The sequence below is a fragment of the Polaribacter litoreus genome, from assembly GCF_054584775.1.
This window is the reverse complement of record NZ_JBTLRD010000006.1, coordinates 212,623-226,462: the sequence shown is the minus strand read 5'-3', so window position 1 is coordinate 226,462 and position 13,840 is coordinate 212,623. Positions and strand designations below refer to the sequence as shown.

The window sequence follows — 13,840 nt, the reverse complement described above, 5'->3', positions numbered from 1 at the left end:
ATTATGATGAAAACACAAACTAACAGAAACACTTTTGATGCCATTGTTGTTGGGTCTGGTATTAGTGGAGGATGGGCTGCAAAAGAGCTTACAGAAGGTGGACTAAAAACATTGGTTTTAGAACGTGGTGCAGATAAAGAGTTTAAAACATCTTCTAATGATCCTTGGGATTTTAAATATAGAAACCATTTAACAAAAGAAGAATTAAAAGAAAGACCCATACAAAGTAGCCATTGTGATGCTGGGAATAAAGATTTCTACGTAAAAGATTCAGAACATCCATACATTCAAGAAAAACCATTTAAATGGATACGTGGTTATCAAGTTGGTGGTCGTTCTTTAACTTGGGGGCGATTAAGTTATCGTTTGGGAAACATCGATTTTGAAGCTAATAAAAAAGATGGTTATGGAATAGATTGGCCTATTAGATATGCAGATTTAGAAAAATGGTACGATTATGTAGAAGAATATGTAGGTGTTAGTGGTAGTTTAGAAGGATTAGAACATGTACCAGATGGTGTTTTTTTACCACCAATTCCAATGAATGCTGTAGAAAAGCATCTCAAAGAAAGCATTAGCAAACAATATTCAGATCGTGTAATTATTAATGGTAGAGTTGCAAATCTAACCGAGTACAAAAAAGGACGAGGTAGATGCATGTACCGTAATTTATGTAGTAGAGGTTGCCCTTATTCAGGTTATTTTAATAGTAACACATCAACATTAGTAGATGCTAATAATACTGGTAAATTAACATTGAGAGCAAATTCTATTGTAAAAGAAGTGTTATACGATAAAAATACAGCAAAAGCTGTAGGAGTGACCATAATAGATGCAGTTACAAAAAAAGAGATGAATTATTATGCCAGAATCATTTTCTTAAATGCTTCAACAATAGGTACAGCTTCTATTTTATTAAATTCGGTTTCAGAAACATTTCCAAATGGTTTAGGTAATTCTAGTCTTCAAATTGGTCATAATTTAATGGATCACATCGTAAATGAAGGTACTTACGGAACTTTTAACGGTTTACTCGATAAATATTATAAAGGTAGATCTCCAGGAACCATTTACATTCCTAGATTTCAAAATTTAGGAAATGATACTCAAACCAATGATTTTGTAAGAGGTTATGGAATTCAAGGTAAAGGTGAAAGAGAAAATTGGCAATCTAAACCCACAACAGGTTTTGGTGCTGAATTAAAAGCACAACTAGAAACTCCTGGAAAATGGAAAATTTCTTTAGGTGGTAGAGGTGAAGTGTTACCTTATTATGAAAATAAAATTTCTTTGGATAAAAATAATGTAGATCAATGGGGATTACCACTTGTAAAAGTGCATTTTGAATATGGAGCAAATGAAAAAGCCATGATGGAACATATGACTAAAGCAAGCGAAGAAATGCTCAAAAAAGCAGGATTCGAAAATGTAGGCAGTTATAGAACAAGTCCAGATCCTGGTTCTGCGGTTCATGAAATGGGAACTGCTAGAATGGGGAATGATCCTAAAACATCAGTATTAAATAAATACAACCAAATGCATGATGTTAAAAATGTATTTATCACAGATGGAAGTTGTATGACTTCATCAGCATGTCAAAATCCGTCGTTAACCTATATGGCACTTACAGCTAGAGCCTGTAAATATGCAATTGAGCAATTTAAATCAAATATTATATGAGAAAATTAAAAGCAGTAATTGTTGCTTGTGCATTGTTTGTTTTAGGATTCGTAGTTTTTTATTTGGTAAAACAACCAACTTACTCCATTAAAACAGAAGGAATTTTATACGTTGTAAATAAAGTAAGTAAAAGTGTTACAATTTTCGATTTAAATAAAGGGCAAGAACTCAAAGAACTCCCTATTGCTGTAGAACCGCATGAAGCCGCATTTGTTAAAAATTTGAATAGATTGGTAGTTACTAATTATGGCTCATCCAACGAAAATGGCAACAATGTTACTGTAATTGATCCAAAAGATAATGAGGTTCTTCATGAAATATCATTGGGAAAAAGCTCAAAACCTCATGGAATAATTCCTCTTAAAACACATCATAAAGTAGCAGTTGTAACAGATATTGGCAATGATTTATCCATTGTAAATGTAGCAACAGGGAAGTTAGAAAAGCAAATAGCAACTCAACAAGAGTTTAGCCATTTATTGGTTGAGCATCCTAAAAAACCATTGGTATATGTTTCAAATATAAATTCGGGTTCTGTAAGTGTTATCGATATTCAATTAGATACAGTTGTAAAAGTTATTCCGTTTTCTAATAAGGTAGAAGGTATTGATATTTCAGCAGATGGCGCTGAACTTTGGATAACAAATATCAAAGAAAATTTGGTTTATGTTTTAAGTACAGAAACCTACGAAACGCTAAACACTATGCCCACAGGAAAAGAACCTTTGCGTTTAAAATTCTCGAAAGATGGTAAATATTGTTTGGTTTCTAATGCTACTGATGGTACAATTTCTGTTTATGATAGCAAATCAAAAAAACAAATAGCAACTATCCATATACCTGGTAAAAAAAATATTCTAGAAAAAGTAATTTACCACACACCACGTCCAGTAGGTATATTATTCCATCCTAATGAGCAGTATGCCTTTGTTTCAAATTTTACAGCTGGTAGAGTAGAGGTGATTGATTTGAATAGTTTTACCATTGTAAGTAGTATTAAAGTAGGGCAAATGCCTGATGGCTTAGCATTAATTAACTAAATTTGTCAGCTTAATAAAAAATATTTGTTACGAAAAATGATGAAGCGTTTAAAATTCTTGATCCTTTTCTTTGGATTGTTATTTATAGTGCTAAGAATTTCTATTCTAGTTTTTAGATTACCTTCTTATACCATAAGTACTAGTGGTAAATTATACATAGTTAGTAAGTTAAGTGAAGAGGTGCAAGTGATTAACTTATCAACAGGAAAAGAAATCGCAGAAACTTCTATTGATATGTTATCTCACGAAGCTGTAGCCACTACAGATGGTAAAAATATTGTGCTTACCAATTATGGTTCAGAGGTAGGTTTTGATCTTAAAGTTATTGATACAGAGGATAATAAAGTTAAAAAAACAATAGATTTAAAAGATGACATAAAAATTAATGGAATTGTTCAGTATCCAGAAGCGAACAAAGTAGCGGTTGTAGATTATGTAAACAACAAACTACTTGTGTTAAATATTGAAACTGAAGAAGTAGAAAAAGAACTAGAAACCAATCAAAAAAAGAGTCATCTTGCTGTGCTTCATCCAAAGAAAGCAATTGCATATACAACCAATATAAATTCGGGTTCTGTAAGTGTTATCGACTTAAATAATGATAAAGTTATTGAAACCATTTCTTGTGGAATTGGTAGAAAAGGAATTGATATTACTCCTGATGGTTCAGAAATATGGGTTACAAATACAAAAGAAAATATAATAACAGTTATAGATACCAAAACCAATACAGTTGTAAATACTATTAGTTCTGGAAACGAATCTTTAAAATTAAAGTTTTCTGTAGATGGTAAGCATTGTTTTGTAGCAAATGCTACTGATGGTAGTATTGATATTTTTAGTCAACAATCTAAAGAAAAAATTAAAACCATAATGTTGCATGGTAAAACAACCTTATTAGAAAAAATATTATACCACACTCCACGTCCGGTTAATATATTAATGCATCCTAATGGTTTGTATGCGTTTATATCAAACTCAAATGCCAAAAAAATTGAAGTAGTTGATATGAAATCTTTTAAAATTGTAAGTACAATTGGTACAGGTGATGTGCCAGATGCGTTGGTTTTTGTAGATTAACTAATAGAATTTGATTTTAAAAAATCATTTTGTAGATAGGTTTTACTTATTTGGATTATATCAAATTTCAATTTATAAAGAATTGAAAAAATATAGATATTACACTTAAAATATCTCAAATGATGTTTATTTTACAAGGATAATTTTTATCAAAAAGTGATATTAACTTTACAATATTCAAAATGATAAAAAATTAGTTCTATTTAATCTGGATTAGATTTAAAAACCACTGATTATTAATGCATTATAATATTTATTCTTTGAAACGAATGTCATTTATACTGAAATGGAGAAAGTACAAAATTTTTATTTTTTGAGGGAAAACAAAGGTCTAAAGGTGCTCTTCAAAAGGAAAATAATCTGGATCTGTATCTCTATTTTTAATTAATCTAATATCCTCTGTAATTGGAAAACCAATTTTGGATAAATGAAAACGTAATCCTTCCATTGCATTATGGCTTCTATATTCAAAACTTAAGCTACCAGTAGAAATATCAATATTAAAATTACTTATTCCTTTAAACTTTGTAATAGCAGCAGCAACTGTGTTTTTACAATCATCGCATTTTAAATTTTCTATGATTACAGTTGTTCTCATTTCATATTATTTTACTGATGTAAAATTAATATCTTAATGAGGTTCAAAAAATGACTTTTGTCAGGTAAGTTAAATAAGTATAAAAATTACTATTAGTAATCGAAATCTTCTATAAATCGTTCTAATCTTTTAGGATCTACAATGGCTATTTTTTTCTTTGATTGTTTAATATAGCCTTGTTTTTTGAATACAGAAATATTTCTAATACAGGTTTCTACTGCAGTGCCCACTACATTTGCTAAATCTTCACGAGATAAGTTTAGTTTTAAAAAACCATCTTCATCTTCTCCATAATTATTTTTAATATACAATAATGCTTGTGCCATTCTTTGTTTTACGTTTTTTTGAGATAACCTAAGAATGTTTTCGTTAGATTCATTTAAATCTTTTACCATTGTTTTTAAAACGCTCATGGTAAATTTAGGATTTTCTTGTAAAGGTGTTGCAATTTTTTCTTTGGGTATAAAACAAACTTCCATATCACAAATAGCAGTTGCATTTAATTTTGAAGCTTCTTCAGATATTATAGAACTTTGTCCTAAAAGCTCTCCTTTAGTGGCTAACTTTACTATTTGATCTTTTCCATTAGAACTCAATTTAGAAACTTTAGAAACCCCATCTCTAACACAGAAAATACCATTTAATTTTTCACCTTCTTCAAAAATCGTTTCCCCTTTTTTAATTCTCTTTGTCACTTTTGCATCAGAAACTAACTTTAGTTCTGCTTTGCTTAAAGCACGCAAATTATTAAATTGCCTAACTATGCAGTTTTCACAACGTTGTTCTTGCTCATTTTGTGCCATAAATCTATCTTAATTAAGATTTACACAAATATAATGGCTTAGTTAAAATAGAACCTACAAATTTATAGGTTTAATGGTGTTTATTTAGAATTGATAAATATAAGTAGCTTTTCTTCTGAATTGATTTTTATGTTGTCTCTTTTTAGGCTTATATAATTTTTATCTTTAAAAGAACCTAATAAAGAGATTACATATTCGCTAGTTGTACCTAGAATATTTGCCATGTCTTTTCTTTTAGGCGCTACGTTTAACCATCCTTTTTTGTCGGTGGCAAATTTTTTAGATAAGTAAAGTAGTAAACCTGCTAATCGAAACTTTAGTTTTCTATTATTTTTAAAGTAAACTATTTTTTCGGCTTCATCTTCGGCATCAAAAATAAATCCTCTTAAAACATCTTGACAAAAGTTATTATTATTTTCTAAACTTTGTAAAATAATTTTCTTATTAATAGCATATACTATGGTGTCAGAAATAGCTGTTGCCGTAAATAAAGCTCCTTTATTAGTAACTAAAGAGCGTCTACCCATAACATCTCCTTTACCTAAAATTTTGGTAATGTGTTCTTTACCCTTTTCATCTATAAAAGTATATTTACAGGCACCTTCACAAATGGCATATAAGTTTTTTAAACGATCATGTTCTAAAAACACAATTTCATCTTTTTTTAGTTTAATGAGCTTACTTTTTTCAAAAAAAGATTTTTTTTCATCGTCTGTTAAACTTTTTAAATAGTTGAATTGTTTTCCTATACATAAATGATTATTTTTTATCATCGTTCACAAATTATACCACAAAACTATTACTGAATCTTACTAGAAAGAATGATTTTTATCACTTATAAAGCAATATTATAAGCGTATAAATAAGAGTATATAGTTACCCTAAAATACGTTCTTTTTGTAATTGATTAATAAATGGTTGTTGATACAAACGTGTGCCAAGAGCAGCATGTATTGCATTGGCTACTGCACCACCTGCAGGAGGCAAACCAGGCTCGCCTAAACCTGTTGGTGATAAATTACTTTCTACAAAATATACTTCTACTTTTGGTGTTTCTTGCATTCTAATTAATCTGTATTTATCAAAGTTTTTGTATTGAGGCTTACCATCATCAAAAGAAAAATCAGAAAACATTGCGTGGCCAATTCCGTCTAAAACACCACCCTCTACTTGGTTTTTGGCACCAGTAGGGTTTACTACAATTCCGCAATCTACAGCAACAGTTATTTTTTGAATCACAGGAAAACCATCTTTTAAAATAATGTCAGCAATTTCTGCTACATGAGTATTATGGCTATAGTAGGCAGCAAAACCTTGATAAACACCTTCTGTAGAATTGCCCCAATTTCCTTTTTCTCTAACCAGTTTAATGGTGTTTATCATTCTATCACCAGAATATTGAATTTTTTTATCGCTAGTGTTTCTTACCTTTTGTAACAAATCTAAACGCAGCTGAATAGGGTCTATTTTTAATTCTGTGGCTAATTCATCAAAAAAGCTTTGCTCTGCAAAAGCTAAAAAATTAGTGTAAGGCGCTCTCCAAGCCCCTGTGGTTATATTGCTTTTATAAGTAGCTGTTTCTACTTTAAAGTTAGGGATGCAACCTGCTGGAAAAAAGTTTGCAATAGAACCATACATGCCATTATTTATAGCAGCCTCTTTTAAGTGATACCCTGTTATCGTTTTATTTTTTAGAGAAGCTTTAATTCTATATTTTACTGAGGGTTTATAAACTCCTGTAGTCATATCATCTTCTCTCGTAGAAACCATTTTTATTGGTTTTGTTACTTTATTCGATATTTCTGCAGCTTCTAGGGCAAAATCAGCATACAATCTTCTGCCAAATCCACCACCCATTCTAGTCATTTCTACACTAATTTCTGATTTTTCTCTGCCTAAAAGTACGGCTATTGATTTTTGAACCTCACTAGGTGTTTGAGTAGGGCCAACCAAATGTACTTTTTCGGAGGTTACATTGGCGTAAAAATTCATAGGTTCCATGCAGTTATGAGGTAAGAAAGGAGAAGAATATGTTCTTTCTAAAACAGTATCTGCTTCTTTAAAAGCCTTTGTAATATTACCATCTTCTCTTAGTACATTACTTTTTTTGTTGTCTAAAACTTCAATCAATTTTTGGTGATGAAACTCTGTATTTTCTAATTTAGAAGTATTTTTCCAAACTGCATTGATAGAATTTTTAGCTTTTATTGCAGCCCAAGTAGAGGTTGCTAAAACAACAATTTTATCGCTTTTACTTAAAGCTACTGTCCAACTTACATAGCCTTTATCTAAAAAATCTCTAGCTTTTTCGCCTATGGTTATCACATCTACCACTCCAGAAATTGTTTTGGCTTTTGTAGCGTCAAAAGATGCTAAAACTTGCCCAAAAGAAGGTGGTCTCAAAACAGACGCGTACAGCATACCTTCTGTTTTGTAATCTAGCCCAAATAATGGCTTTCCTGTAATAATTTTGTCAATATCTACATTTATAGCATCTTTACCTATAATTGTAAACTCTTTTATATCCTTTAATTTTATGTTTTCAGGAACCTCTAATAAAGCAGCTTCTTTTACCACATCTCCATAGCCTAATGTTGCGCCGTTTGCGTTGGTAATAATTCCCTTTGATGCCGAACACGTTGTGGCGTCAACATTCCATTTTATGGCAGCTGCATTAATTAACATCTGTTTGGCAGTTGCGCCTGTTTGTCGCAAAGCATTCCAACTTTGACGAATAGATTGGCTACCACCAGCAACTTGTCTTTTAAAGTTTTTAGTGTCTAAAGCGCCTTGAGAAACGTTTACTTTTTTCCATTCTACATCTAATTCTTCTGCAATAATCATGGGCATGGATGTTTTTACACCTTGACCAATTTCTGGATTTGGAGAAAAAATGGTAACATATCCATCATCAGAAATTTTAATAAATGCATTAAAATCATTAAAATTTAAGCTAGCAATGTCTACAGGCATTTTAGCATCTGGTTTACAGGCTTGTAAAAAATTAAAGCCTATTAATAAGCCACCACTTGCTAAAGCAGAGGTTTTTAAAAAGTTTCTTCTGCTAAAATTTGTATTGATTTGAGATTTCATCTTGTAGTTTTTTTGGGATTCTCATTGTATGATAATGAGTATTGTAAGGTTAGCGCTTTATAAAATCGAGATGATTTAGGGGGTATTATAATTTTGATGCAGCTACTTTTACTGCTTTTTGAATTCTATTATAAGAAGCACATCTGCAAATGTTTCCATGCATGGCCTCTCTAATTTCTTCATCAGATGGGTTTTTATTTTCTGCTAAAAAAGCAGATGCTGTCATAATTTGCCCTGATTGGCAATAACCACATTGTGGTACATCAATTTCTTTCCAAGCTTCTTGTACTGGATGGCTACCATCTTTAGACAAACCTTCTATAGTAGTTATTTTTAAATCATCTAAAATAGAAACTTTTATTTGACAGCTTCTTGTAGCAACACCATCAACATGCACTGTACAAGCACCACATTGAGCAATACCACAACCAAACTTTGTGCCTACTAAATTAAGTTCGTCTCTTAAAACCCATAAAAGAGGTGTATCTTCATCTGCGGTTACAGTGCGTTGTTTTCCGTTAATATTTAGTGTATAGTTTGGCATTAGAAGTGATTTTAAATTTATTTTACAATTTACAAAAAATGTATTAAGCTTACTAAATGATTGCTAACCTTAACATATTTTTAATTAGCTTATGAGGTATTATAAACAATATGTTAGTTGCTATTATAGAAATTCATACCCAGAGTTGGTTTACCTTCTTTATCAAATAAAGTTGCATTATCCCAATGAGATCCTTTTCCCCATCTTGTAGAACAGTTATTAGAAACCCATGCTGGCTCCCAATAAATTAGTCCTAATCCATCACCATTTTTAATTGCTTTTTTTAAGTCTGACAGATAATTTAATTGTCCTTGTTGTGTTGCTTCATATCCAGTTATAATAGCATCTTTTCCTAAAATATTATTAGCATCGTCGGCGTTTTCTAGGGTAAAAGGGTATGCAGTTTCTACAACCATAACTTTTTTTTTGTAAAGTTCTTTTAGTGTTTTAAAAACTTCTGAAACTTGATTGAGATTGTATTTAGACCATTTTGGGTAGTAAGAAAGTCCAATCCAGTCAAAATCTATAATGCCATTACTTTTAGCTTGTTCAAACCACCATAAGCCATTTTCGGGTTGCGCAATATGTAGCATTATATCGATTTTTTTATTTTGATGAGCAGCAATATCTCTAACTGCTTGAATTCCTTTATTAAGTAAATAGGCATTTCTATACCAATTCATTTCAGTTGAGGTATTGTCTTTCTGTAAAATCATAATATTAATTTCATTACCTATTTGAACAATTTCTGGTAATAGGTTTTGGATACTTAAGTTTTTTAATGTTTTGTAAGTATAGTTGTAAATTGAGTCTCCAAGAATTGGTAAATTGTCTATAATTGGCAACCAGGCTTTTGGAGCTATTTGTTGATTTGGGTCTGCCCAATCATCTGAATAATGAAAATCTAAGAGTACAGCCATTTTAGAGTTTTTAGCTCTTTTTATTGATTTCTCTACATCTTTTTGGTTAGAATAATTGGTCCAATTAGGAGAGTGCCATTGTCTAACTCTCACAATATTTGCTCCATTATTTTTAAAAATTTGGAAAACATCTTCTGTAACATTAGCTTTATTTTTATAAATAACACCACAATCTTCCATTTCATTTGCGTAAGATAAATCAGCACCAGATAAAAAAACTATTTGTTCTTCCGTTTCATCAGTGTTTTGAGTAGTAGTTGTTTCTAAATTAGATGAACAAGCTAACAAACATAACGTAAGTAGTACTGTTAGTTTAAATAAAAGGGAATTATATATCTTCAAAATGTTTTGTTTTATTGATACTACCAATTTACATAAAAATTATACATTCAAAGACTGTTATTTTTTATTGAAGTTTTTTTTTAGTTTGATTTAAGTAAAAGTAGAACATCCTACCTATTATTAAAAAGTATGTGTAGTTGAATTGATTATAAGTCTATTAACTTAATTTTAAAAATAACAGAAAGAACTTTTTTTTATTTATAAATATTCTCTTTTTTTACTTAAATCTTGAATTATGACAAATGTCATATTTTATGAAAACATTCACATTTATCTTTGACCTATCAAATTATCAGGCAAGATATGAGCGTAATATACCTACTACTAACACTAAGTATTTTAGTGGCCATTGTATTTTTTATTGCATTTATTTATTCAGTAAAAAAAGGACAGTATGATGATTCATACACGCCTTCAGTGCGAATGCTGTTTGATGATGAATTGATAAAAGAAAATAAGAAAATCAACTAGAATTAAATACTAAATTATGGAAATGCAACAGTTTTATTACGATAATAAAATCGTTAAAAAGTTTATCTATGCTACCTTATTTTGGGGTATAGTAGGCTTTACAGTAGGTTTGCTACTGGCTTTTATGTTTTTGTTCCCTAATCTTACAGAGGGAATTTCGTGGTTAAGTTTTGGGCGTTTAAGACCATTACATACAAATGCAGTAATTTTTGCCTTTGTAGGTAATGCAATTTTTGCAGGAGTTTATTACTCTCTACAACGCTTGTTAAAAGCAAGAATGGCAAATAACTTTTTAAGTAATTTTAATTTTTGGGGATGGCAATTAATTATAGTAGCAGCCGCAATTACTCTACCTTTAGGTTATTCAACTTCAAAAGAATATGCCGAGTTAGAATGGCCTATAGATATTGCTATTGCACTTGTTTGGGTTGCATTTGGTGCTAATATGATTTGGACCATCTTACAAAGAAGACAACGTCATTTGTATGTGGCCATTTGGTTTTATTTAGCAACGTTTGTTACTGTAGCAGTGTTGCATATTTTTAATAGTTTAGAGTTACCAGTTAGTGCTTTAAAAAGTTATTCGGTTTACGCAGGTGTTCAAGATGCTTTAGTACAATGGTGGTATGGCCATAATGCAGTAGCATTTTTCTTAACAACACCATTTTTAGGTTTAATGTATTATTTTGTTCCTAAGGCAGCAAACAGACCTGTATATTCTTACAGATTATCGATTGTACATTTTTGGTCTTTAATTTTTATTTATATCTGGGCAGGGCCACACCATTTATTATATTCAGCTTTACCAAACTGGGCGCAGAATTTAGGGGTAGCTTTTTCGGTAATGCTAATTGCACCTTCTTGGGGAGGTATGATAAACGGATTACTAACTTTACGTGGAGCTTGGGATAAAGTAAGAACTGACCCTACTTTAAAATTTATGGTTGTTGCCATTACAGGGTATGGTATGGCTACTTTTGAGGGGCCAATGTTATCTCTTAAAAATGTAAATGCAATTGCACACTTTTCTGATTGGATTATTGCTCACGTTCATGTTGGTGCTTTAGCTTGGAATGGTTTTATGACCTTTGGTATGTTATACTGGTTAATTCCGAGAATGTTTAAAACAACTTTGTACTCTAAAGCATTAGCAAACTTTCACTTTTGGATTGGTACATTAGGAATCATTTTGTACGCTTTACCAATGTATGTGGCTGGTTTTGTACAGGCTTCTATGTGGAAACAGTTTAACCCAGATGGTTCTTTAACATATGGTAATTTCTTAGAAACTGTAAATGAAATTATCCCTATGTATTGGATGCGTGCAATTGGAGGATCACTATTTATCATAGGTGCAATTGTAATGTTGTACAATGTTGTTAAAACGGTTAGATCTGGTAGTGATGTAGAAGATGAATTAGCAGAAGCTGCTGCACTAACAAAAGTTTCTAAGTTTAGAACTAAAGGAGAGGGTTACCACACTTGGTTAGAAAGAAAACCAATCAAATTAACCATATACGCAACAGTTGCAATTTTAATTGGTGGTGTTGTGCAGATCATACCAACATTATTGGTAAAATCAAATATTCCTACAATTAGTAGCGTAAAACCTTATACTCCTTTAGAATTGGAAGGACGTGATTTATATATTAGAGAAGGTTGTGTGGGTTGTCACTCACAAATGGTTCGTCCTTTTAGAAGTGAGGTAGAACGATATGGAGAATATTCTAAAGCAGGTGAATATGTGTACGATCATCCATTTTTATGGGGAAGTAAACGTACAGGACCCGATTTACATAGAGTGGGTCAAAAATACAATGATAGCTGGCACTTAAACCACATGTACGATCCACAAAGTACGTCTCCAGGGTCTATAATGCCTTCTTACAAATGGTTAGTAAGAGATAAATTAGATAAATCTAATACTGAAAGTAAAATGGAGGCAATGGTTACTTTGGGTGTTCCGTATTCTGAAGAAGAAATAGCAAACGCTCAACAATCAATGGATGCTCAAGGAAAGAAAATCGAAGAAAGTTTATATCAAGATCCTGATTTTGCTCAGAATTATGAAGCTGATAAAAAATATGCACAAGAAAATGGACAAGATTTTGTAGAAATGAAAGACAGAGAAATTGTAGCCCTTATTGCTTACATACAAAGATTAGGAACAGATATAAAAGTAAAAGACGAACAACAAATTTCAAAAAAATAAGACGATGTTAAAGTTTGTAAAAAATCACATGGAAAGTATTACGGGTATAGAAATATATCCGCTAATATCACTAGTTATCTTCTTTACCTTTTTTGTAGCCTTATTTTGGTGGGTGTTTACTGCAAGAAAAGAGTATATCAATAAGGTTAGTAACATTCCTTTAGACCATTAAAAATTTTAGAAATGAAAAAAAAGATTCAATCAACAGTTTATATACTATTTGTTTTAGTAACATTTTTTGCCCTTGTAAATGCCTTTACAGCGTATAAAAATCCTTTAAATATTTATGAAAACCCATTAGTTTGGATAGCGCTTATTGGCTTTGTAGCAGTACTTGTACTTAAAGAGGTTGTAAGTGTTATGGCGATAACTAAAGCCAAAGAGTTACAAAACGAAAAAGATGGTATTGTTCCAGAACCAGAGAATATTTGGATACAAAAATTATTAAAAAATTGGACAAAAGCCAAAGCCATAGAAGAAGAACAAGAAATTGTTTTAGATCATAATTATGATGGCATTAAAGAATTAGATAATTCACTTCCACCTTGGTGGGTATATATGTTCTATGCAACTATTGTATTTGCAGTTGTGTATCTGCTACGTTTTCATGTATTAGGTGGCGATTCTCCTGAAATGGAGTATCAACAAGCAGTTGCCGAAGCTAGAATAGAAATTAATAAATACAAGGCCTCTTCACCAGATGTATTTGATGTAGCTAATTTAACCTTGTTAACAGATGCCTCAGACCTAAAAAGAGGAAAAGCAATTTTTAACTTAAACTGTGCATCTTGTCATTTAGCTGATGGAGGAGGGCAAATAGGACCTAACTTAACAGATGAATACTGGATTTTAGGTGGTGGTATAAAAAACGTTTACAATACAGTTTCTGAAGGTGGTAGAGATGGTAAAGGTATGATTGCATGGAATAAAACCTTAAAACCAGAAGATATTGCAAAAGTATCTAGTTATGTATTGTCTTTACAAGGTACCAAACCCGCAAAAGCAAAAGCTCCTCAAGGAGAAATATGGCAAGAATAGATAAAAAAGTGATTTAGTA

The 13,840-nt window shown here is 31.2% G+C and carries 13 protein-coding genes; 7 read left to right on the top strand and 6 right to left on the bottom strand.

Annotated features, from left to right (window positions below; all coding sequences use genetic code 11):
* The first annotated feature begins 3 nt into the window (after positions 1-3).
* Genes ACW9UN_RS07350 through ACW9UN_RS07340 form a run of 3 tightly spaced genes read left to right on the top strand, consistent with a single transcriptional unit; the run spans position 4 to position 3,800 of the window.
* On the top strand, positions 4-1,680 hold the full coding sequence (locus tag ACW9UN_RS07350; protein ID WP_459485333.1) for a GMC oxidoreductase: 1,677 nt from the start codon (positions 4-6) through the stop codon (positions 1,678-1,680).
* A complete protein-coding gene (locus ACW9UN_RS07345; RefSeq protein WP_459485331.1) occupies positions 1,677-2,720 on the top strand; it encodes a YncE family protein in 1,044 nt (347 codons plus the stop codon). Before ACW9UN_RS07350 ends, ACW9UN_RS07345 begins: the two co-directional genes overlap by 4 nt.
* Before the next feature lie 36 nt (positions 2,721-2,756).
* Positions 2,757-3,800, top strand: a complete 1,044-nt coding sequence (locus ACW9UN_RS07340; protein ID WP_459485328.1) for a YncE family protein — start codon at positions 2,757-2,759, stop codon at positions 3,798-3,800.
* A 331-nt stretch (positions 3,801-4,131) separates the two neighbouring features.
* Here ACW9UN_RS07340 and ACW9UN_RS07335 read toward each other — a convergent pair whose 3' ends face one another.
* The 6 genes from ACW9UN_RS07335 to ACW9UN_RS07310 form a co-directional block, all read right to left on the bottom strand.
* On the bottom strand, positions 4,132-4,398 hold the full coding sequence (locus tag ACW9UN_RS07335) for a heavy-metal-associated domain-containing protein (protein WP_459485326.1): 267 nt from the start codon (positions 4,396-4,398) through the stop codon (positions 4,132-4,134).
* Positions 4,399-4,490: 92 nt separating this feature from the next.
* A complete protein-coding gene (locus ACW9UN_RS07330; protein WP_459485324.1) occupies positions 4,491-5,201 on the bottom strand; it encodes a Crp/Fnr family transcriptional regulator in 711 nt (236 codons plus the stop codon).
* An 80-nt stretch (positions 5,202-5,281) separates the two neighbouring features.
* On the bottom strand, positions 5,282-5,974 hold the full coding sequence (locus tag ACW9UN_RS07325) for a Crp/Fnr family transcriptional regulator (protein ID WP_459485322.1): 693 nt from the start codon (positions 5,972-5,974) through the stop codon (positions 5,282-5,284).
* Positions 5,975-6,077: 103 nt separating this feature from the next.
* Positions 6,078-8,294 carry a xanthine dehydrogenase family protein molybdopterin-binding subunit gene (locus ACW9UN_RS07320; RefSeq protein ID WP_459485320.1) on the bottom strand — a complete coding sequence of 739 codons (2,217 nt, stop codon included), beginning with the start codon at positions 8,292-8,294 and terminating at the stop codon, positions 6,078-6,080.
* 85 nt (positions 8,295-8,379) lie between these two features.
* Positions 8,380-8,838: a (2Fe-2S)-binding protein gene (locus ACW9UN_RS07315; protein WP_459485318.1), complete on the bottom strand. Its 459-nt coding sequence runs from the start codon at positions 8,836-8,838 to the stop codon at positions 8,380-8,382.
* 113 nt (positions 8,839-8,951) lie between these two features.
* Positions 8,952-10,100: a glycoside hydrolase family 53 protein gene (locus tag ACW9UN_RS07310; RefSeq protein WP_459485316.1), complete on the bottom strand. Its 1,149-nt coding sequence runs from the start codon at positions 10,098-10,100 to the stop codon at positions 8,952-8,954.
* Positions 10,101-10,403: 303 nt separating this feature from the next.
* Between ACW9UN_RS07310 and ccoS the strand changes: the two genes are divergently transcribed.
* Genes ccoS through ACW9UN_RS07290 form a run of 4 tightly spaced genes read left to right on the top strand, consistent with a single transcriptional unit; the run spans position 10,404 to position 13,821 of the window.
* On the top strand, positions 10,404-10,571 hold the full coding sequence (ccoS, locus tag ACW9UN_RS07305; protein ID WP_397446219.1) for a cbb3-type cytochrome oxidase assembly protein CcoS: 168 nt from the start codon (positions 10,404-10,406) through the stop codon (positions 10,569-10,571).
* A gap of 16 nt (positions 10,572-10,587) precedes the next feature.
* Positions 10,588-12,783 carry a cytochrome-c oxidase, cbb3-type subunit I gene (gene ccoN, locus ACW9UN_RS07300; protein WP_459485314.1) on the top strand — a complete coding sequence of 732 codons (2,196 nt, stop codon included), beginning with the start codon at positions 10,588-10,590 and terminating at the stop codon, positions 12,781-12,783.
* Positions 12,784-12,787: 4 nt separating this feature from the next.
* On the top strand, positions 12,788-12,955 hold the full coding sequence (locus ACW9UN_RS07295; RefSeq protein ID WP_459485312.1) for a CcoQ/FixQ family Cbb3-type cytochrome c oxidase assembly chaperone: 168 nt from the start codon (positions 12,788-12,790) through the stop codon (positions 12,953-12,955).
* An 11-nt stretch (positions 12,956-12,966) separates the two neighbouring features.
* Positions 12,967-13,821 (top strand): cbb3-type cytochrome c oxidase N-terminal domain-containing protein, encoded by an 855-nt coding sequence (locus ACW9UN_RS07290; protein ID WP_459485310.1) that lies wholly within the window; start codon positions 12,967-12,969, stop codon positions 13,819-13,821.
* Positions 13,822-13,840: the final 19 nt, after the last annotated feature.